The sequence below is a fragment of the Staphylococcus sp. aM genome (genome assembly GCF_052975125.1).
Map to the genome: position 1 here is coordinate 230,717 of NZ_CP121447.1, position 21,074 is coordinate 251,790.

15 protein-coding genes and 2 pseudogenes are annotated in these 21,074 nt (G+C 33.6%); 6 read left to right on the plus strand and 11 right to left on the minus strand.

What is annotated here, in order from left to right; all coding sequences use genetic code 11:
• Positions 1–106 precede the first annotated feature (106 nt).
• Positions 107–583: a peptide-methionine (S)-S-oxide reductase gene (locus tag P7F85_RS01035; protein WP_002467433.1), complete on the plus strand. Its 477-nt coding sequence runs from the start codon at positions 107–109 to the stop codon at positions 581–583.
• Between the two features lie 31 nt (positions 584–614).
• Here P7F85_RS01035 and P7F85_RS01040 read toward each other — a convergent pair whose 3' ends face one another.
• Together P7F85_RS01040 and P7F85_RS01045 are read right to left on the minus strand one after the other, a co-directional pair.
• On the minus strand, positions 615–974 hold the full coding sequence (locus P7F85_RS01040; RefSeq protein WP_002452034.1) for a hypothetical protein: 360 nt from the start codon (positions 972–974) through the stop codon (positions 615–617).
• Between the two features lie 14 nt (positions 975–988).
• Complete coding sequence (locus tag P7F85_RS01045; RefSeq protein WP_031464095.1) at positions 989–2,041, minus strand: LLM class flavin-dependent oxidoreductase; 1,053 nt, start codon at positions 2,039–2,041, stop codon at positions 989–991.
• Positions 2,042–2,285: 244 nt separating this feature from the next.
• Here P7F85_RS01045 and P7F85_RS01050 point away from each other — a divergent pair, with 244 nt between their 5' ends.
• Positions 2,286–3,461: an MFS transporter gene (locus tag P7F85_RS01050; RefSeq protein ID WP_002467427.1), complete on the plus strand. Its 1,176-nt coding sequence runs from the start codon at positions 2,286–2,288 to the stop codon at positions 3,459–3,461.
• 161 nt (positions 3,462–3,622) lie between these two features.
• Positions 3,623–4,309 carry a flavin reductase family protein gene (locus P7F85_RS01055; protein ID WP_002452037.1) on the plus strand — a complete coding sequence of 229 codons (687 nt, stop codon included), beginning with the start codon at positions 3,623–3,625 and terminating at the stop codon, positions 4,307–4,309.
• Positions 4,310–4,434: 125 nt separating this feature from the next.
• Here P7F85_RS01055 and P7F85_RS01060 read toward each other — a convergent pair whose 3' ends face one another.
• The 7 genes and pseudogenes from P7F85_RS01060 to P7F85_RS01090 all read right to left on the minus strand — a co-directional run bounded on the left by P7F85_RS01060 (position 4,435) and on the right by P7F85_RS01090 (position 11,957).
• The gene (locus tag P7F85_RS01060; protein WP_002467435.1) at positions 4,435–5,628 is read right to left on the minus strand and encodes an MFS transporter; all 1,194 of its coding nucleotides are present in this window, start codon (positions 5,626–5,628) and stop codon (positions 4,435–4,437) included.
• A 91-nt stretch (positions 5,629–5,719) separates the two neighbouring features.
• Positions 5,720–6,277 (minus strand): TetR/AcrR family transcriptional regulator, encoded by a 558-nt coding sequence (locus tag P7F85_RS01065; RefSeq protein WP_002467434.1) that lies wholly within the window; start codon positions 6,275–6,277, stop codon positions 5,720–5,722.
• Positions 6,278–6,398: 121 nt separating this feature from the next.
• A complete protein-coding gene (locus P7F85_RS01070) occupies positions 6,399–6,971 on the minus strand; it encodes a TetR/AcrR family transcriptional regulator (RefSeq protein WP_046464458.1) in 573 nt (190 codons plus the stop codon).
• A gap of 212 nt (positions 6,972–7,183) precedes the next feature.
• The gene (locus P7F85_RS01075) at positions 7,184–8,110 is read right to left on the minus strand and encodes a glycine betaine ABC transporter substrate-binding protein (RefSeq protein ID WP_046464457.1); all 927 of its coding nucleotides are present in this window, start codon (positions 8,108–8,110) and stop codon (positions 7,184–7,186) included.
• Positions 8,111–8,660: 550 nt separating this feature from the next.
• Positions 8,661–10,824, minus strand: a pseudogene (locus P7F85_RS01080) (MMPL family transporter); the annotation flags it as partial.
• 244 nt (positions 10,825–11,068) lie between these two features.
• Positions 11,069–11,242 (minus strand): hypothetical protein, encoded by a 174-nt coding sequence (locus P7F85_RS01085; RefSeq protein WP_002467428.1) that lies wholly within the window; start codon positions 11,240–11,242, stop codon positions 11,069–11,071.
• A 286-nt stretch (positions 11,243–11,528) separates the two neighbouring features.
• Positions 11,529–11,957: an organic hydroperoxide resistance protein gene (locus P7F85_RS01090; RefSeq protein WP_002467353.1), complete on the minus strand. Its 429-nt coding sequence runs from the start codon at positions 11,955–11,957 to the stop codon at positions 11,529–11,531.
• Between the two features lie 231 nt (positions 11,958–12,188).
• Here P7F85_RS01090 and P7F85_RS01095 point away from each other — a divergent pair, with 231 nt between their 5' ends.
• On the plus strand, positions 12,189–14,183 hold the full coding sequence (locus P7F85_RS01095; protein ID WP_002467355.1) for a hypothetical protein: 1,995 nt from the start codon (positions 12,189–12,191) through the stop codon (positions 14,181–14,183).
• 63 nt (positions 14,184–14,246) lie between these two features.
• Here the strand turns inward: P7F85_RS01095 and P7F85_RS01100 are convergent.
• Positions 14,247–16,298 (minus strand): annotated as a pseudogene (locus P7F85_RS01100) (amidase domain-containing protein).
• Positions 16,299–16,556: 258 nt separating this feature from the next.
• Between P7F85_RS01100 and P7F85_RS01105 the strand changes: the two are divergent.
• Both P7F85_RS01105 and P7F85_RS01110 read left to right on the plus strand, forming a co-directional pair.
• Positions 16,557–19,418: a YhgE/Pip domain-containing protein gene (locus P7F85_RS01105; RefSeq protein ID WP_002467349.1), complete on the plus strand. Its 2,862-nt coding sequence runs from the start codon at positions 16,557–16,559 to the stop codon at positions 19,416–19,418.
• A gap of 152 nt (positions 19,419–19,570) precedes the next feature.
• Positions 19,571–20,350 carry a (S)-acetoin forming diacetyl reductase gene (locus tag P7F85_RS01110; protein ID WP_002467356.1) on the plus strand — a complete coding sequence of 260 codons (780 nt, stop codon included), beginning with the start codon at positions 19,571–19,573 and terminating at the stop codon, positions 20,348–20,350.
• Between the two features lie 141 nt (positions 20,351–20,491).
• Here P7F85_RS01110 and P7F85_RS01115 read toward each other — a convergent pair whose 3' ends face one another.
• A complete protein-coding gene (locus tag P7F85_RS01115) occupies positions 20,492–21,007 on the minus strand; it encodes a hypothetical protein (RefSeq protein ID WP_002467348.1) in 516 nt (171 codons plus the stop codon).
• Positions 21,008–21,074: the final 67 nt, after the last annotated feature.

A 21,074-nucleotide genomic window follows, 5' to 3' on the forward strand; every position in this document is an offset into this window, starting at 1 on the left:
TCACTCTAATCATCAATCATGTAATAACACTTAATATTATCTAACAATGTAAGTACTTTTGATAAGGCTTTATATTATGTAGAATACATATAAAGAGGTGAGAACGATGGAAGTAGTATATGTAGCTGGCGGTTGTTTGTGGGGCGTTCAAGCTTTTTTTAAAACTATACCAGGTATCGTATCAACTGAAGCTGGAAGGGCTAATGGAACAACATCAAATTTGAGTGGTGAATACGATGGTTATGCCGAATGTGTAAAGCTAACATTTGATTCGGATAGTTTAACTATTCGTAATATTATGGCATATCTTTTTGAAGTGATTGATCCTTATAGTTTAAATCAACAAGGTCAAGATATAGGTAAGAAATATAGAACAGGATTATATAGTGAAAATACGCAACATTTGAAGGAAGCACAAACTTTTATTAATGAGCGTGAAGATAGTGATCATATTGTAGTGGAAGTCTTACCTCTGTCTAACTATGTAAAAAGTGCGCACGAACATCAAGATAGATTGGAAAATTATCCTGAAGATCATCATTTGTGTCATATACCCATGCATATGTTAAATAAATATAAATAAAAGAGGTCACTTAATGTGACCTCCGTGTTAATTATTTGCGTTTACCGTCAAAAGTATCGAATAAGCTTAATGTTGCTAAGCCTAATAAGTCTAATGCATGTTGAGCACCTTTTTTACCATGTCCAGCTTCGAAGTGTTTGTAAGCTGCTACACTTAGTACTGAAATTGTAGCTAATGAGCCTAAACGTGAAGCAGTTTTACTTAAGAAGCTTACTGCGAATAAGCCTGCAGCAGCTGCTTCAATCGTACCAGCTAATTTAACTGATTTTTCAGGCATACCGAAGACATTTGTGAATGTATCTGACATACCTTGGTCACCTTGTAATTTTGGTTTTGATGCATCGTAAAGTTCTTTAGCAAGTTTTAAATTTGTAGCATAACGTAAAATCATAAAAATATTTCCTCCTATTTATCTTCAAAATATTTATCTACTATAGGTTTAACCTTTTCCCCGAAAAGACGGATGGAATGCATTGTTTTTTCATGAGGCATTGATCCAACTGGTGTATGAATCATAAAACGATTAAGACCTAGAGTTTCTACAGTTTCAATAATTTTTTGTGCGACCGTTTCAGGGCTACCTAAGTATATCGCACCTTCACTTCCAATTTCTCTTTCAAAGGCTTGTTCATCGAAAGGTGGCCAACCACGTTCTCTACCAAGTACATCTTGATGGGCTTTTAATGAAGGGAAGAATTCGCGTTTAGCTTGCTCATCAGTGTCAGCAATATATCCCCAAGAATGTACAGATATTGGTAATTGAGATGGATCATGTCCATATGATTCAGCAACAGATTTGTAAATTTCTATATTACGTGCGAACCGTTTAGGATTACCACCAATAATAGCATAAGTGATTGGTAAACCAAATGCACCTGCTCGTAATGATGATTCAGGTGTACCACCTGTAGCGATAGAAATCGGTAATTCGCCATGTTCTATTCTAGGATAAACACCTGTGTTTTCAACGCTAGGACGTAATTTACCTTCCCAATTGATGATTTCATGCTTATTAATTTTTAATAGCATTTGAAGTTTTTCATTAAATAAATCTTCATAGTCATTTAAGTTGTAACCAAATAATGGGAAAGATTCAATAAATGATCCTCTACCTATCATTACTTCAGCTCGACCATTAGATACAGCATCTAATGTAGAGAAGCGCTCATATACTCTGACTGGGTCATCAGATGATAAAACAGTAACAGCTGATGATAGTTTGATATGTGAAGTACGTGCAGCTGCAGCAGCTAACACAGTTACTGGATCTGACACAGCGTAATCTTTACGATGATGTTCGCCTAAGCCATAGATATCTAAGCCTAGTTGATCAGCCAATTCTATTTCTTCTACGATATTTCTAATTCGTTGTGCATTTGAGATAGGAAGTTCTGATCCTTCCGGCATATGAATCGCACTATTATCGGCAAATGAAGTTAATCCTAATTCAATTTTCATTATTGCCACCTCCAATATATTTTTTATACTGGGTATATTATATATCGTTGGTTTTTGAAAGTCAATACTATTTATTCGTCTTATTATTGAGGCTATTTTCGGGGATAAAAAGCATATTTGTGATAGCAATTTAATTTTCGGTAAATTTAAAACTTTTTGAAAATTAAATAGGTTCTTTAGTTTTGTTGATGAAAGTGTAATAATAGTTAACGTTATTATTAATAGGAAGGGAGCATCGGTATCATTGGAGGAACAACGTCATTATAATCTTATCACTACGATTCTATTTTTCTCAGGAATTATCGTTATGGGTAGTTTATATACTGCACTTCCACTTACAGCAGCATTTGCACATTCCTTTCATATACCCCAATCGGTAGCCACATTAAATGGTGTCATTTTTTCAATTATGTATTCAATAAGTTGTTTGTTTTATGGAACGATTTCCGACAAATATGGAAGAATTAAAACCATTTTAATAGGTTTGAGTGGATTGACCATCATTTGTTTTATTATCGGATTTGTACAATCATTTTCACTATTACTCATTATGCGGGCATTACAAGGTATATTCGCCGCAACATTTTCTCCAGTAGCAATCACGTATACGACGGAAACATATCCAGCTAAAAAAAGAGTTACTGCAATTAGTTTTATTAGTACTAGTTTCATGTTATCGGGGGTATTAGGACAGAACTTAAGCGAACTCATTGTTCATCATCTTAACTGGCATTGGGTATATTTCACTTTAACTGTATTATATTTGTGCTTAATATTTGTTATTTACCGCTATGTACCAGAAAGCCCACGTCGAAATTCAGATGTACAACTAGTAAAATTCTTTGATAACTTTAAAGATTTCCGCGATAATCTAAAAGTTTTATATTGTTTATTCATCTCATTTACATTATTAATTATGTTTATCAGTATGTATGCCATTTTAAATTTATACATTTTATCAGATAAAGTAAATGGAGATATGTCTACAGCATCATTAGTGAAATTATTTGGTGTGATAGGAATGCTAGTATCGTTGTTAGGAGGCCGTTTAAGTGGCAGAATAGGTATTAAGCGTGTGATCTCACTTGCCTTACTTACAAGTACGTTATCACTTATATTGATGGGAATCACGACAAATATTATTTGTATCACATTATTTAGTGTTACATTTGTTGCTGGTATTGCATTTGCGATTCCATCAGTCATATCGAAGGTAGGTATGACTGTTAAACATAATCAAGGATTCTTTTTATCAGTCAATACTGTCATATTATTCATGGGAACAGCAATTGCACCCATTTTAATGATTTATATCGCTAAGTTACCGCAATATTTCTTAATGTTTGTTTCAATCGCATGTATTGGTTTTGTTTCATTTATTGTATCGTTATTAATGCCTAAAGATGAAAGTGTATATTAAATAAAAAGCAAAACGAATGATTTAGTTAATAGATATGATATATATTTAAACGATTTATTTATAGTGTATAGCTATAAGTAAATCGTTTTTTAGTATTAGAATTATGCAAATAGCTATTATATGATTGAAGAAATACAAATATTTAATAGGGGTGAGAAACGATGAATTATTCACCAAAGCAAGGCACTAAATCTCATGGATTGCCACATGATCCATTTAAAAGTAGTACAGTACCAAGACCTATCGGTTGGATATCTACAGTTTCGAAAGATGGTAAAGATAATCTAGCACCTTATAGCCAATACCAAAATTTAACTTGGGACCCACCTATGGTTATGTTTGCGGCGAATCAGTCAGTATTAGGTGATCACGAACGTAAAGATACTGTGAAAAATGCTGAAGAGACGGGTTGGTTTGTATGGAATATGGCGACATATGATTTAAGAGAAGCGGTTAATTTATCATCAAAAGCATTAGCACCCGACGAAGATGAATTTGACTACGCTGGGGTTACTAAAGAATCATGTATTGAAGCACCTGGCTACAGAGTGAAAGAGTCTCCAGTGCATTTCGAATGTGAGTATGTTCAAACAATTCGTATACCAACTGGTGATCCTGTATCTACAGTTGATATTGTGATTGGACGTGTTGCCCAAGTGCATATCGATGATAAAGTCATCACTGAAGATGGAAAATTAGATATTCCATCTATTCGTCCAATTGCACGTTTAGGATATTATGATTATACAGTTGTTGATCAAGTATTCGAAATGAAAGCACCTCATGCTTCTAAAGAAGAATTAGCAGGATTAGAAGGTAGAAATTTCGATAATAAAAATGATGACTAAGGTTTAAAACACTTTAGTCATCAACCATTTAATGTAGAATAATAGCCAGTTAAAGCGGTGTTAGAACCCCATTGACTGGCTATTTTAATTTTGATATTTAATATCGGATTTTGAAATCCTTATATCTATAGTAAATCTTTATTTACTTTTTGTAGTTCTGTATAGTCGCCATCAATGTTTACTTTTGGAGGTTGTACATCAACTTTTGGAAATAGTATTAAAGCGACTAAACCAATTAAACCATATATAATAAAGGTCATTGTATAACCTAAATCTTCTATAAATGGTCCTGCTACCATAGATCCTAGCACTTGCCCAACAGCTAACATTAAAAATGGTATTCCGATTCCTAATGAGGCGTTCTTCACAAATATCTTCACACCCCAAACGAGTAGTACACCTGTAATAAAAATATAACTCACACCAAAGATTAATGATGAAAGGAAAGGCACTATCCACACGATAGGTGTTAAGGCTAAGAGAATAGAAGCAACTGACATTAAGATAACGCCAAAAAAGTAGGCAAATTGAATACCATATTGATCAATGATATGGCCAGAAATCCCACCAAAAATACCAGCTACACCGATTAGAATCCAAAAAATAGATAAGGCGATTGGAGAATAATGGTCTGTTTGTTGAACATATGATTTTGAGAAAGTCCAAAATGGTGCAGTTGAAAAACCTAATATTGTGGAAGCCATAATGATTCTTTTACTTGCACTAATATCTAAAATATTTAAAGAACCTGGATAGATTTTTAAACTATGTTTTAAAGATGGAATAACGAAAAAATTCCAAACAGTAATGAGTATGGCGATCACACCATAGATTAAATATGTTGTTCGCCAATCAATAAATACTAACATCGCAGTGATACCAGTGAATACTAAGCCTAAACTCGTACCAGAATTAATCCAAGTATTGGCCTTACCTTGTTGTTCCCATTTAATCCATAAGGAAATGGCGTAACCATAAGGTGGAGAGATTAATCCAGAACTTGCGCCAGCGAGTAAGACACCTAATGACAGTGTTAAGGCATTAGGTGAAATGCTTATCATAAATAAACCTAATATGACTAACATACTAGCTAACATAATCATGTATTTTGGCCCTGTTTTAGCAGTTCTCAATGTTGCATAGACGATAGTAAAACAATATGACAAATAGAATAAAGATGAAATGAGTCCTGCACTAGAAGCACTAAGTTTTAAATCATTAGATATATCAGGAAGAAATAGCCCAAAGCTAAATCGACCTAATCCATAAATGGTGGCAATCATGGCAATGCCAGGAAAAACTAATTTATAGAAATTCATATAGTAACAACTCCTTTTTTATATAGAACGTTCATTCTATTTTAGTTTAAAAATGAGAGAGATTGATTTAATTATCAATCTCATCGTTGGATTAATTATATTTAGTTGCTTCATCGATAAATAGGTGGGCAACGTAGCGTGCATGTTTGGTTGCTTCATCGACACCTAAAAGGGTAGTCATAGAGGTTGTACCTTCCATTAGCAAGGTATATCTAATAGCTAAATCGCGTCCATTTTTAAAATTAGAACGGTTGGCTAAATTTTCAAGATAAGTTAATAATCGTTCTTTATGTCCACGTGCGATAGCTTCGATATTATTATCGGTATCGCTATAGTCTTCAATCGCACGAATAAACATATCACCAGTGTACGAATAATCTTTCAACCACTTACAGTGTGCATCTACTGCAGCAATGAATGGTTGTTGTGGGGATTGATGAACACCGTCTTCTAAGTATTGCCAGTAACGCATTTCTCGTTGTTGAAGCACGGCTTCGACTAGTTTTTCTTTAGAGTCAAAGTGGTTATAGAGTGTCATAGTAGCTACATTGGCTTCTTGAATAATTTGCTTTAATCCGACACCACGAAAGCCATGTTCGTAAAATAAGCGTTCTGCTACTTCTAATAAATCTTGCTTTTTCTTGGACATTATCATCACTCATTTAAAAATAGAATAGTCATTCTAGTTAAAATTAACAGTTTTACTACTAGCTGTCAAAGTGTTGATTTGCGATTGATGGCAATGGGTGTCGATTATCGCATTTCTAGATTTAGTTGGTAGAAATATGATCGACAGGGCGAGAAAAATCAAGTGTATCGTGTAATGCTGATAAAATTTCTTCTTCTGAGTAACTGTAATTATTCTCAACCCATCTTCTTATAATTTCAATGAGTCCACTACTATAAAAATCAGCAATTAATTGTGGATGATCGCTGTTCATAATTTTATGTGCTAATAAATCGTTATTACACTCAGCACCTTCTAATATTTTCTCACTACAGAATTGAGTCAAACTACGAAAGACATCGTCTTGTCTTGATGCGACAAGTAAATGTTTAAATACAGGTTTATGTGTATTGATGAATGAGATAAATGATTCTAATGCATCTGTTGAGCCGTGCTGATGTAAAGAATCTAAATCGAGTGCTTCCTTCATATATTCTGTTAATGAGTATAGTAAGTCATATTTATCTTGGAAATATCGATAAAATGTACTGCGATTAATTTCAGCAGCATCACATATTTTCTGTACAGTGATTTCATCAAAGTAATAGTCATTTAATAATTCAAAAACTGTTTGATTAATATGTTTTATCATACGTTTTTGTGTAGATGTCGTCATAAGCAGGACTCCCCGAATAGTCATTTTATTAAGATAATATTGATTGATAATTTATCATAGACGTTGTTATTTTACCAAATATAAATGCTTTTTACATGAAATACACATTACTGGATTGTGAAGACAACACAAAAAAGCAGGACTTGAGCTGTATATTCTCAAGTCCTGCATACATGATTGTTACTCGGAGTTATTAGATTTTACTAGAAGAATTAATGATCAATACCTTCTAACCATTCATCTACTTTATTATCGTTGTCATCAACATAGTCTTTGGCAACTTGTTCTGGATTTTTCTGGTCTTTGAAGATTTTCTTAGCTAATTGATCTTCATCTTTTTTGCTCCAGTCGTCTGACATACGTGTTGCAATTGTGTATGCTGCTGGATGATTAGCTTTGAATTCTTTATTAAATACTAAGTTAATATGTTGATCTTCTTTACCATAAATTTTGTCAGGATCTTTTAACATTTTAACGCCTAATTCTTTAGAGAACCAACTAGAATCCATTGCTGTAAATAGGATTGGTTGTTGTTGTTTATAAGCTTTTTGTACTGCTTTAAATTGATCTTGGTCAGAAGATTCTTTAAGGCTATAACCGTCTAGATTATCTTCATCAAGTTCACTTTTAGTTTGTTTCATGACACCATTTCTAGCGTCTGTACCTTGTATTTCTTTATCGAATTTCTTATTATCTTTTAAGTCTGCAATTGAGTCGATATTTTGTTCATATTTTGGTACGGCTAAGCCTACTTTAACATCATCGACAAGGTTCTTTTTGTCGTAAACGGATAATTTACTTTTGTATTTATTATAGTAACTTTTATCTGTAGATGGGAAAATACCTGACGCATGGAATGAATCTGGATTTTCAGATACAGATGCATATAATGGACCGCTTGCTTGTACAGGTGTAGTTGTAACGTCATAACCAGCTTTTTTAAGTACTTCAGCTATGACTAATGTACGTGGCGCTGAGTTATCACTAGCAATATATGGTAATTCGATTTCTTTATTGCCTAGGGAAGTATTGTCATCTTTTGATGAACTTCCGCCACCGTTACCACATGCACTTAGCACGATGGCTAAGGCAATAGTGGCAAACAGGCCTAACAGTTTGAAACCTCTTGTTTTAAACATTCAGCATATCCTCCTTTTTAAAATTAATATCTGTCATCGTCATGATTGAAATCGGTACGATGTTTGTTGTCAGTATGATTTGAATATTGATCGTATACATCTTTACTATTTTCTCTTGCATATAACATTAATGCATTAAATAGCATGTCTTGATCATTCGTTTGATTTGATAACTGTTTGAATAAATCAGTTGTACGTGCTTCGTTACTTTGTGGACGAGATTGAGAGCGACGTGCGTATGAATGACTACGCTCAGAATGGTCGTCTAATCTGTCGTCACGTCTTGGATAATTGTCGTGACCATTACCTTGTTTATTATATAAAGATTCATAATCTACATCGTCGTTTGGTTCATTGGATGCAAATCGTGATACGTGTGATTCGCTTGTGTAAGTTGAACGATGTGTATCATCTTGATAACGTCGTTCATCTTCATCGCGATGATATTGACGATCTAAACGTGAAGGGTGTTCACTTTCAAAGTCTCTGTCATCTCTTTCACGACGATCAGTAGCGTAAGCACCATGACGATCTTCATTGGTAGATGCATGAGATTCAGTTTGATGTGAATCTTGTTCTAATGCTTTACCTTCGATATCTAATTCTGGGAGGATACTGCCTAACCATTTAGGTAAGTACCATGATCCTTTACCAAATAATTTCGTTAATGCTGGAATTAATGTCATACGTACGACAAAGGCATCAAATAGTACACCAAATGCTAGAGAGATACCCATTGATTTGATTTGCATATCGTCTTGGAATACAAAGGCGATAAACACACTGAACATAATCAATGCAGCTGCTACAATAACAGGGCCACTTTCTTTAATACCTACTCTAATAGAGTGATCATTGTCACCAGTTTTACTATATTCTTCATGTACACGCGTCATTAAGAATAGTTCATAGTCAATAGCTAAACCGAATAGTAAACCGATTGTAATAACTGGTAAGAATGCTAATAGTGGACCAGTGTTTTCTACACCGAATAGACCACCAAGGAAGCCATCTTGCATGACTAAGGTTGTGAATCCGAGTGTAGCCATTAATGATAATACGAAACCGAGAACGGCTTTTAATGGAACAAGGATTGAACGGAATACAAATACTAATAATACAAATGCTAATAATACGATAACACCAGCAAATACTGGAATAGCATTATTTAATTTTTCAGCCATATCGATGTTGATTACGCTTTGGCCTGTTACTTCTGTATTAAAGTCGTATTTTTCTTTGGCTTGTTTATTGTAATCACGTAAATCATAAACTAAATTGCTTGTTGATTGCGCATTAGGTCCATCTTCAGGAATGATAGAGATTAATGCATAATGATTATTATCATTTAATTGAGGTTTTTCGACAGTATCGACATTATCCATATCTTTAAGATCTTTTCTCATACTATTTAAATCAGATTCAATGTCTTTTTTACTGCCACCATCTTTAGTATTTACAAGCATCGCAATTTGACCGTTATATCCGGCACCAAAGTTGTCAGTAACTAAATTATACGCTTTATGTGCGGATGAATCGTTAGGTTTTAAGCTATCATCTGGCATACCTAAACGCATTCCAGAAATGGGTATGATAGCTGCGATTAAAATAATTAAACTAATAATAATAGCTAGTACTGGCTTACCAACTACAAATTTAGCCCATGGATGATTTTTAGGGTCTTTACTTTTTTCTGGTTTGTCTTTGATTTTAATACGTTTATGGAAAACACTGATCAATGCAGGTAATAATGTTAAAGCGGCAAGTACCGCGAATAAAACACTAATTGCAGAAGCGAATCCCATAACGGCTAAGAAATCAATACCTACTAATGAAAGACCGCAAACAGCAATCATAACTGTTAAGCCGGCGAATATAACTGCGCTTCCTGCTGTACCAACAGCTAAGGCAATTGATTCAACAGGTGGGGTACCTTTTTTCCTAATTTCTTTATATCTAAATAAGATGAATAGAGAATAGTCGATACCAACTGCTAATCCAATCATTACGGCTAGTGTTAATGTGAAGTTTGGAATATCGAATACGTTTGTTAATAATGCAATGATACCAATACTTGAACCAAGTCCCATGAGGGCACTGACAATTGGCATACCTGCTGCAATTAATGAACCAAATGTAATTAATAAGATGATAAATGCAGTGACAATACCTACTAATTCTGAGTTGCCTCCTGGTTCAGAACCACCGCTACCACCTTGTGCTTGTTCGATTTGAACATTGTGGTTATCTTTCACATCTTTCATTTCACGATCGATAATTTTCTTAGAAGAATCTTTTAATGATGTTTGGTTAACTACATAATTGACTGTCGCAATTGCAGTATCTTTATCATCATTGACTTGATTTGTTTCATATGGATTACTTACGTTTTGTACGTAATCATCATCTTGTTTAATATTATCAAGTGCTTTTTCAATATCTTTCTTAGTGTCTTTATCTGTAATACCATCCTTTTTATCAGAATGTATTACAATTTTCATCGATGCCTTTTCACTATCTTGATGGAACTCTTTTGACATCTTGTCATTTGTATCTAATGATTTAAGACCATTCATTGTAATATTGCTATCAAATTTAGGTGCGCTAATTAATAATGGTGTAATGATAACGCCTAGAATCAAAAGCCACGCAATGATACTGACCCATTTGTGCTCAGCAATGAATTTGCCTAATTTGTATAAAAGTTTTGCCAAGACATTTCCTCCTATTTGTTTTTTATTCGTTAACTTGTGACGGAACTATGAAGTTGGACTCAATTTAATTGAGAAAAATCTATGGTGTTTTAAAGTTACAGTTATTAATTTAACAAGATTCAACTGCTTGAAACACCATTAATTTTATTGAGTCGTTGAAAAATGAAACAGATTGTAAGAATTGTTGGACATTTTATTGAAAAGATAGCTCAGAAGTGTGCTTTATGAGCAGTGATAGCAACTGTTAACTTGTGACAAAATGTCCAATGAGAATTAAAATACCTATCAATACTAAGCATAAACCGGGTAAATAAAATTTCTCTTTTAATTCATGGCGTTTTTCATCAGCATACATCACGATTTTGGAAATAATGATTAAAATAGCGCCTAATATTATAAGTATGATAGATAAAGCCATGTGGATGCCTCCTTACAGTTGTGGTACGGCTAAACTAAGATGAAAAGAAATAATTAAAAAATGCTTTATATAAGTTATATTCCCTTTATTCAGTTAAATATGAAACCGATGCGCAAGTTTAATAAAAAACATCAAAATAGGGATGACTATGGCATGAAGCCCCATTGATGTATCGATACATAAAAATTTATAAAAAAAGTGGGGAGAGTTAGATACTCACCACCACTTAGTAGGTATTTAGGAGTTGTTCATTAATCAAACGCGAGGGTTCAATAATTGAATTTCATTATTGAGCGTTGGCTTTTAAGTTAACGTCAATATTACCACGTGTTGCTTTAGAATATGGACAGAATTGATGCGCTTGTTCTACATACTGTTCAGCCTCTTCTTGAGATACATTTTCTAACGTAACGTCAATGTCTGCTGCTAATTTGAAACCATTATCGGTAGTATCTTTCACTAACTCAATAGTGATTTCAACTTCAGGGTTTGCGTCATTAACTTTATGTCGAGATAAAATTAATGATAATGCACTGTTGAAGCATGCACTATAACCTGCTGCAAATAATTGTTCAGGGTTAGTATCGTTACCACCTTGACCACCCATTTCTTTTGGTGTTGCTAAATTTTGAACAAACGTGTTATCTGGACTAAATACGCGACCATCACGGCCACCATTACTAATCATTGTAGTTGAATAAATTGATTCTGCCATTTTAAAAACTCCTTTTAATATAAAATTAAGTTAAATCATATTTCGAATTTAACTAATTTAACTTGATTGAATTATAAAGGTATATACATATAGTTACAAATTATTTGTTTATTTCATTTTACTGATAGATTAAATAGCTTCTATTTAAAATGCAAAGTGTAATTTTAAAGTGCTTTGTTATATAATGGAGATGAATTTTAAAACGGCAATTGATAAAAGGAGATTGAAAACATGAAAGATAAACAATTCGACAAAGTCAGCATGTGTTTGAAATTATCTTGTTCAGCGCTTTTAATCAGTGGATCAATGATAGGTTATGGTTCTGCTAGTGATATGACAGTACAAGCTAAAGAAACTTCAACTTCACATCATACATCTGAATCTAAAGATGAGTCATTGCAAGATAAAATCGATGACGCTAAAGATGATATTGATCAACTTACACATTTAAAAGAAGATTCAAGACAGGATTACCACAAACAACTAGATGATGTATCTGATAATGCAACATTGGATAAGATAATTGAAGATGCTAAAAAAGAAGATCGCAAATTGAAATCATTAGACAAAGAAACGCAGCATTCAACAGATTCAGCTAAAGAAACGTCTAGTGAAAAGAATGCTGAAAATGTGAAAGATAAAGATGATGTTACTAAAGACTTAGACAAAATTTTAGCTGATTTGGATTTATCTTCAGAAAATGTTGATAACCATCAACAAAAAGATGGTGAAACGAGTCAGGCACAGGAACAAGCTCAGCCACATGATAAGCAACAAACGTTAAATCATAAACAAACGTCAGTGTTGGATGATTTAGATAAAATAAAGCAAGATACATCATTAGATGAAGATGCCGATACGACACAAAAACAAAAGCGTTCCGATTCATCATCTAATCAACGTCAAGACGCACAACAAGATTCTAAAAATCAATCAAAAGCTGCTACTAGAGAACTGCCACAATCTAACGCCAAAGAACAACAAACATTAGATGATTTAAAACACATTGCTGACGAAGCAGATGTGAAACAATCAGATCAAAAACAAGATGGACACGTTGGAAAGATTACAAAAGAGTTAGAGGGTAGTGACAAAATAAATCAAGCGATTTCTAGTCAATTATCTTCTAATAACATGAACGGCAATCACTACATTAATGATAAAAGAGATACACTTAAGGCATTAGAACAGGATGTCAATCAACAAAGCGATTTTGACAATCAACGTAAACAAGCTTTAAAACAAGACATTCGTCAAACGGAACAACGTATGAATCAACAACATGATTTAATACTTAATCAGTTGCAACAATCCAAAGATAAAAATAAAGCGGCTCAATCCATTTTGGATACAGTGATGAGTCAACATGAAGCGAAACAAGCAATGAAACACGTAAAGACGAAAGGAAAGACAGATCAACAAATTGCCAATCAAATCGATAAACAGCTAGATGGTCTTACACATACTTCATCAGATAATATTTTAAAATCAATGTTAGATCAATCTGCAGATAAGCAACAATTAATTAAACAACTCCTTGCTACACGATTAGGGGATAAGGAAGCGCAACGTATTGCGAAACAATTAGCTAATGGACAATTATCAAACCAACAAATTGTAGAGCAACTCAAACGACACATTGATAAACAAGGACATGTGAGCGCGGATGACATTTTAAATGATGTATTAAATAATGCAAAAGATAAACGACAAGCGATTGAAACTATATTAGCAACGAGAATTGAACAAGGAAAAGCAAAAGTTCTAGCAGATATCATTAATCGTATGCAAAGTGATAAAGCAAGTGCTTTAGATTTAATCAAGTCTGCCATTAACGGTAAGGCTAATGATTTATTGCAATTGCAACATAAGATGGACAGTGCTAAGAAAGATTTAGACTATATTGTTTCTCCGATCAAAAATAGACCGAGCATTTTTGATAGAATTAATCAACAATCCAATCAAGGCTCTCGTTTATTAGATCAACTTAATTCTGGTGGTAGTCTATTGGATAGTATTCCTGATATTCCAACGCCAACACCTGAAAAAGGCCTAACGCTTGGTTCTAATGATGGATTCCTAGATGGATTGTTTAATGATGATGGTAATCTATCATTACCTGATGCAGGTCAGGCAGTTAAGCAACATTGGATGCCTATAGCATTAGTTATAGCCATTATCGGTGGTAGTATAATCTGGTATAATCAACGTAAAAGATCAAAATAAATTAAAACAAGCGAGACAAAGTTAACTTTGTCTCGCTCTTTTTAATGGTGTAATCCGAGTGATTTATTTACCCGTTATATAATCCAATTGTGATGCATCATCAGCATCAATCGTTCTATATGAGATAACGCCTAATCCTTTCACATTTGATTCTCAAATGATAATTGAACCATCAGCGTTAACTTTTTCTACGAATGCAACATGACCATATTGTGTATCCGCACCTAATTGACCAGCTTCAAAAACGACTGCTGTATGTTTTTTAGGTGTTGAAGATACTTGATAACCTTCCCGTGCTGCACGATTATTCCAATGATGTGCGTCGCCTAAATTACTATGAATATATTGACCAAATTGTTTCATACGCTGATCCACATACCATGTACATTGTCCTTGTGGATAGCTTGAACTTCCTTGGTTTTCTTCGAATGGTTTGAAACTTGATTGTGATTGATCATCGCTATGAATCGTATGATTATATTTATCCAAACTTGGCATTTCTTTCTTATCAAAATCAGTTAAATGATAATGTTTTATAATACTATTTAATTTCTTAGCATAATTAGGATCAGTCGCATAAGTACGTGATAAATGAGAAGTTGCTGACTGGTAAGTAGACGCTTCACTCTTCCATGTTGGACGGTAAATGTTAGGGTTACCATCTATACCTTTTTTAATTAAACGTGCGTAATCTTCGAGTGATGCTTTTGTATCAGGATATTTACGGAAACCAGCTGTAATATTAAACATGTTATTTGTACTATCAGCTTCTAAAGTATTAAATGAAACAGACTGTCCTTGATAAGTTCCTTTAATGCCAAATAGATTAAAATTAGGTTTTTGTGCTAAAGCGCTATTACCAGAATCAGATTCTAAAATAGCTTGTGCCATCATTACTGAGGCATAGAGGTCTTCTTTTTGACCTATTTGATGTGCATCTTTGGCAATCGATTTAATAAAATCTCTCGTGCTTTTACTATCAACGATATTGATATCGCCATCTGTTAAAGCACCATCTTCTATTTTAGGTAATTGTTGAAACAATCCAGTGGCACGTGTATTCGATTGTTTAAAATCACCTTCAAATGATTGTGCGGGCTTTGTTTTATGTTTTAATTCATCCGGTGTTGGAAGTTGAGGATTGACGTCTTGCTTTTTTGTATTGTTTTGCTTTGTATCTTGTTGTTTATCATCTTGAGTGTGTTTATCTTTAGATGTTTGATATTGCTTTTGCGTCTTCGTTGCATCCTCACTATACTCATCTAAAATGGAATCGATGGCTGAGTCGGAAATGCTTTGATTAGATGATGATTTGCCATTCTTGTTCGAACCATTCGATTGATTTGAAGAATGATCTTGTTGATTGTTGTCACTTTGTTGATGATCTTGAGTTTCATCACTTTGTGAATGATTGTCTTGGTTTGATAGGTCACTATTTTCCTTATCGTGACGATTAATAGATTGATCACCTTTATTAGTCTCGTCTTGTTGTGGATACTTTTCAGAATGACCACTATTGTCTGCATTTTGATCATTGTCAGTTATCTTATCATTATCATCAGACTGGTTATTTTTAGAGTTTGTATTTGTATCATCTTCTTCATGAGAAGGTTGTTCATAGTCTGAAATATCGGAGTCAAAATGAAATAGGTTTTGAATTAACGTCGTTAAACTAAAGCTATCATCATATTGGTCTGGAGACCATAATCGATTAAAGTCAGATTGATGCGTGGATAATCCATCATAAAATTGATTAATTAAATTAGTTGATTGATGTGACTGTTTATAATTATCATCTGTTACAGATGTTTGTGTTCCATGATGGTTTTGTTGGTGCGCTTTGTCTTGTTTTTCCTTTTTAGTGTTTTGGTGTGATGATTGCTTCGTTTTTTCATGTTTGTGTTCTGATGTGTTAATCTCATCATCTTCTTGCGTGATTTTAGTACTTTTATCATCACTGTTTGTTGAATCATTGTTATTTTGCGTATCACGCTGTTGTGATGAAGATGGTGTTGTTGAGTGGTCATCTGCAGCATTAGCTATGGGTGCTGTTGAGAAAGATGGCACAATTAATGTAGTTGTAAGTAAATATGTTAAGAATTTTTCTTTAGACATCTATGATTAGCTCCCTTAAAAATTTGAAAAATGATTGAGATATTTATTGGACATTTGTTATAATTTAACTTATGACATTTATAGTTGATACATATCAACGAATTGAATCAATCTAGTAAATTTAATTATACTAACCTTTATCAGAAAAATAAATTGTTTTTGAAAAATGTAATCTAACATTTGGTAAAATAGGTATAAATATGATGGCGATATAAATATAGATAGGAAAGTTAATCAATCGTTTTTAGGAGTGTGACAATGAAAAACGCACTAAAGCTGTTTAAAACAGATTTAAAGAAAATTGCTAAAACGCCAGCAGTTTGGATCATATTAGCGGGATTAGCCATATTACCCTCATTCTATGCATGGTTTAACTTATGGGCAATGTGGGATCCATATGGAAATACGGGCCATATTAAAGTAGCGATTGTCAATGAAGATAAAGGTGACAAAGTTAGAGGGAAAGAGATTAATGTAGGTAATAAGATGGTGCAAACCCTAAAGAAAAATGATAGCTTTGATTGGCAATTTGTTAGCCGTGAAAAAGCAGATCATGAAATTAAAATGGGGAAATATTATGCAGGCATATACATACCGAGCAAGTTTACACATCAAATTACAGGAACATTAAGGAAGCACCCTGAAAAGGCGGATGTCGATTTCAAAGTCAATCAGAAAATTAATGCTGTTGCTGCGAAATTAACGGATACAGGTTCTTCATTAGTGGTAGAAAAAGCTAACGAACAATTTAATCAAACCGTGACGAAAGCATTACTTTCAGAGGCGAATAAAGTAGGTCTGAAAATTGAAGATGAAGTGCCAACAATTAATAAAATCAAAAATGCGGTCTATGCAGCAAATAATTCTCTGCCAGAAATTAATAAGTTTAAAAATAAAATCATCTATTTAAATGAACACCAAGATGACCTTGATCGCTATGCGAATCAATTTAGAAATTTAGGTAATTATAAAGGTGATATTTTAGATGCACAAGAAAGATTAAATCAAGTTAATTCATCAATACCTGCATTAAATGAAAAGGCTAAATTAATAATTGCGCTGAATAATTATATGCCTAATATTGAAAGAGTACTAAATGTAGCAGCTAATGATGTACCGGCACAATTTCCTAAAATCAATAGAGGTGTCTCTATAGCGGGGCAAGGTATTGATGCTGCGAATGACCAACTCACAGATGCTAAAGGATTTTTAACACAAGTTCAAAATCGAGTTGGTGATTATCAAGATGCAGCAGGACGTGCCCAAAATGTAAATAATGATGTTAACCAAGATTTACGTCAACAATCAGGTACGAGTCAACAAAGTGCTCATAGTAAGAAACGTGATGAAGGACATAGTTATCAAACTGGGATTAAGACGCAATCTTTAAGTACTTCAGGTAATAAAGATAATAACCAGTCAAATGAGCTAGTAAGTTCAAATGATGTTAAATCAATGAATACAGCATTGACTGAATCATTATTATCGCTTTCAAATTTAAGTGATGTTCAGGCCAAGGCATCTCAAAAAGATATGGATGCATTGAAACATATCTCATACGGTATATTGGCATCAGACAAACCGACTGAGTTTAAAGAACCGTTAGAAAATGTATCATCTCGTTTAGAAAATGCTACGAAATATAATCAACAATTTATTGATATATTATCAGAGCTTGAAAAAAATGAAGATGTTGATTTATCAAAAGAAATTAAGCAAATAAAAGCAGCTAATAATCAACTCAATGGTCAGTTAAAAACAACCAACCAATTAATTGATGCTTTATCAAACGGTAGTTCTGGTAAATCAGAAGCGATTAACGTATTGAACAAAATCAATGACACGAATAAGACGTTAAGTCAATTCCGTACGTATGTTAAGAAAGAATTAAATCAAAGTTTATTAAACATTTCGAATGATATTACGTCGCAATTGGCATCAGGTCAACAAGCATTATCAACTGTTCAATCTAAATTAAATTCAATTAATCAAGTGATTCAGTCAGGACAAAGTATATTAGATAGTGGTAAAAAGCGTATTGATCGTATTCAAACAGCATTGCCAGGTATAGAACAAACGTATATGAATGCAATGAAAACAGCACAAGATTATTTCCCAACTGTGAAGAAAGATGTAGCCAAAGCGACAGATTTTGTGCGTAATGATTTACCTGGCTTAGAACAACGCCTAGCAAATGCTACTCAAGCAGTCAATGATAATTTACCATCGTTATTTAGTAAATATGATAATGCGGTGAATTTATTAGATGAGAACCAACCAAGAGCTAAAGAAGCCCTGTCTAATTTAGCGGATTTCTCAGAAAATAAATTACCAGGTGTTGAGAAAGATCTGAAGAAAGCCAATAAAATATTTAAACAATTAGATAAAGACGATGCCGTAGATAATTTAATCGATGTATTGAAAAATGATTTGAAAAAGCAAGCTGATGTCATCGCACATCCAATAAATAAAAAGACCACCGATGTGTTCCCAGTTAAAGATTATGGTTCTGGAATGACGCCGTTTTATACAGCCTTATCTATATGGGTCGGCGGATTGTTAATGGTTAGTTTATTATCCGTAGATAACAAACATCAGTCATTAAAACCAATTCTTAGTCCTAGAGAAATCTTCCTGGGTAAAGCAGGCTTCTTCTTCCTATTAGGTATAGTACAATCATTAATTGTATCAATTGGAGACTTAGTTATATTAAAGGCAGCCGTCGAGTCGCCAGTATTATTTGTGACGATAGCAGTATTCTGCTCACTAGTATTTAACTCAATTATTTATACTTGTGTATCATTATTAGGAAACCCTGGTAAAGCCATTGCGATTATTTTCTTAGTATTACAAATCGCAGGTGGTGGCGGTACTTTCCCAATTCAAACGACGCCTAAGTTTTTCCAAACGATATCGCCGTATTTACCATTTACGTATGCGATTGATGCTTTACGTGAAACGGTAGGGGGTATTGTTCCGGAAATATTAATTACGAAAGTGATTATCTTAGCATTATTTGGATTAGGATTTATCATAGTTGGTGTTATTTTGAAACCAATCACAGATCCATTGATGAGAAAAGTTTCATCTAAAGTTGATGAAAGTAATGTAACTGAATAAAGTGAATGAGTTTCTAGCACTTAGGGCATAACATGTATCCCTCAAGTGCTAGAATTTTTTATGTAAGGTACATTAAGACACGAGTTCTACACAAAAAATATATTCTTGAGTGATATTATAATAAGTGAATATATTTAAGGAGCGTGTGTAGAATGACACATCAAAATAAAGTGGCTATAGTAAAAGGAGCAGCACAAGGTATTGGTTTTGAAATAGCCAAACGATTATTTAATGATGGCTTTAATGTTGCATTAGTGGATTATAATGAACAAGGTGCGAAAGAAGCGGCTGCCACATTAAAGGGTAATGGCCAAGAAGCTATCGCATTTAAAGCTGATGTCGCTAATCGTGATGAAGTCTTTCACGTTTTTAGTCAAGTAGTTAAACACTTTGGAGAATTAAATGTAGTAGTGAATAATGCTGGGTTAGGCCCAATGACACCTATAGATACTGTAACAACTGAGCAATTCAATCAAGTTATTGGTGTAAATGTTGGTGGTGTATTTTGGGGTATTCAAGCAGCACTCGAACAATTTGAAGCGTTAGGTCACGGTGGAAAGATTATAAATGCAACGTCTCAAGCAGGTGTAGAAGGTAATAAAGGATTATCACTATACTGTAGTTCAAAATTTGCAGTTAGAGGTTTAACACAAGTAGCTGCACGTGATTTAGCTGATAAAGGTATAACAGTAAATGCATTTGCACCAGGTATTGTTGAAACGCCAATGATGGAAGGTATCGCTATTAAATTAGCTAAAGAAAATAATCAACCTGAAGAATGGGGTTGGAAACAATTTACAGATCAAATTACATTAAAACGTTTATCTAAACCAGAAGACGTTGCTAATGTTGTTAGTTTCTTAGCTGGTAGTGATTCAGATTATATTACAGGACAAACAATTATCGTTGATGGTGGTATGAGATTCCATTAGATTAGTGAAATAGTTTTAGAAGAAATTTGAAAAATTGATTCAAATCAGACTCATGAATCATTGAGTGTTAAATAAAAAAGACAGGATACGACATTCAGCTCAAGTGAGAGCCAATGAGAATGACTTAATCCTGTCTTTTTATTATTCTGATTTGTTTTGTTTATTTGAAGTGCTATTGTTCTGAGTTGAACGATTCGCATTATTATTGTTATTAGAGCTTTGACCACCTTGACCGCCTTGACCGCCTTGACCTTGTGATGATTCAGTACTTGCCTTTGGTTTATTGGCTGGTTCCGATTGTTGTGAACGCGCAGGTTGATTATTACTTTTTTGTGCTGGTTGGTTGGACGGTTTAGCTTGAGTTGATTGACTTGGTGATGTCTGATGAGTAGCTTGAGATGATTTTTGAGTTGGTTGTTGATTAGCTGAATGATTGGATTTGTTTACATTATTTTGTTGTGAATTCGTAGGTTCAGCTTGAACAGTTTCTTGATCTGTTGTATTATTTTTCGCTTTCTCTTTTGACGTTTTCTTTTTATCTTTTTCTTCAGTTTTGTGATGAGATGTTTTGTTTTGGTGTGTTAAAGCTGCAAAAACAGAAAATCCTAAAGCTAATACAAGTGCAAAAATAACAATACTTGCTAATAATTTCTTCAAAAGTGTGTCCTCCATTAACTACGATAATTATTAACTATATTATAATCAAATTTTTGAATAAGAACAC

Excerpts from the sequence above, each read along its gene's own strand:
- P7F85_RS01035 (WP_002467433.1), top strand. The coding sequence starts at position 107 with ATGGAAGTAGTATATGTAGCTGGCGGTTGTTTGTGGGGCGTTCAAGCT.
- P7F85_RS01040 (WP_002452034.1), bottom strand. The coding sequence starts at position 974 with ATGATTTTACGTTATGCTACAAATTTAAAACTTGCTAAAGAACTTTAC.
- P7F85_RS01045 (WP_031464095.1), bottom strand. The coding sequence starts at position 2,041 with ATGAAAATTGAATTAGGATTAACTTCATTTGCCGATAATAGTGCGATT.
- P7F85_RS01055 (WP_002452037.1), top strand. The coding sequence starts at position 3,623 with ATGAATTATTCACCAAAGCAAGGCACTAAATCTCATGGATTGCCACAT.
- P7F85_RS01060 (WP_002467435.1), bottom strand. The coding sequence starts at position 5,628 with ATGAATTTCTATAAATTAGTTTTTCCTGGCATTGCCATGATTGCCACC.
- P7F85_RS01065 (WP_002467434.1), bottom strand. The coding sequence starts at position 6,277 with ATGTCCAAGAAAAAGCAAGATTTATTAGAAGTAGCAGAACGCTTATTT.
- P7F85_RS01070 (WP_046464458.1), bottom strand. The coding sequence starts at position 6,971 with ATGACGACATCTACACAAAAACGTATGATAAAACATATTAATCAAACA.
- P7F85_RS01075 (WP_046464457.1), bottom strand. The coding sequence starts at position 8,110 with ATGTTTAAAACAAGAGGTTTCAAACTGTTAGGCCTGTTTGCCACTATT.
- P7F85_RS01085 (WP_002467428.1), bottom strand. The coding sequence starts at position 11,242 with ATGGCTTTATCTATCATACTTATAATATTAGGCGCTATTTTAATCATT.
- P7F85_RS01090 (WP_002467353.1), bottom strand. The coding sequence starts at position 11,957 with ATGGCAGAATCAATTTATTCAACTACAATGATTAGTAATGGTGGCCGT.
- P7F85_RS01095 (WP_002467355.1), top strand. The coding sequence starts at position 12,189 with ATGAAAGATAAACAATTCGACAAAGTCAGCATGTGTTTGAAATTATCT.
- P7F85_RS01105 (WP_002467349.1), top strand. The coding sequence starts at position 16,557 with ATGAAAAACGCACTAAAGCTGTTTAAAACAGATTTAAAGAAAATTGCT.
- P7F85_RS01110 (WP_002467356.1), top strand. The coding sequence starts at position 19,571 with ATGACACATCAAAATAAAGTGGCTATAGTAAAAGGAGCAGCACAAGGT.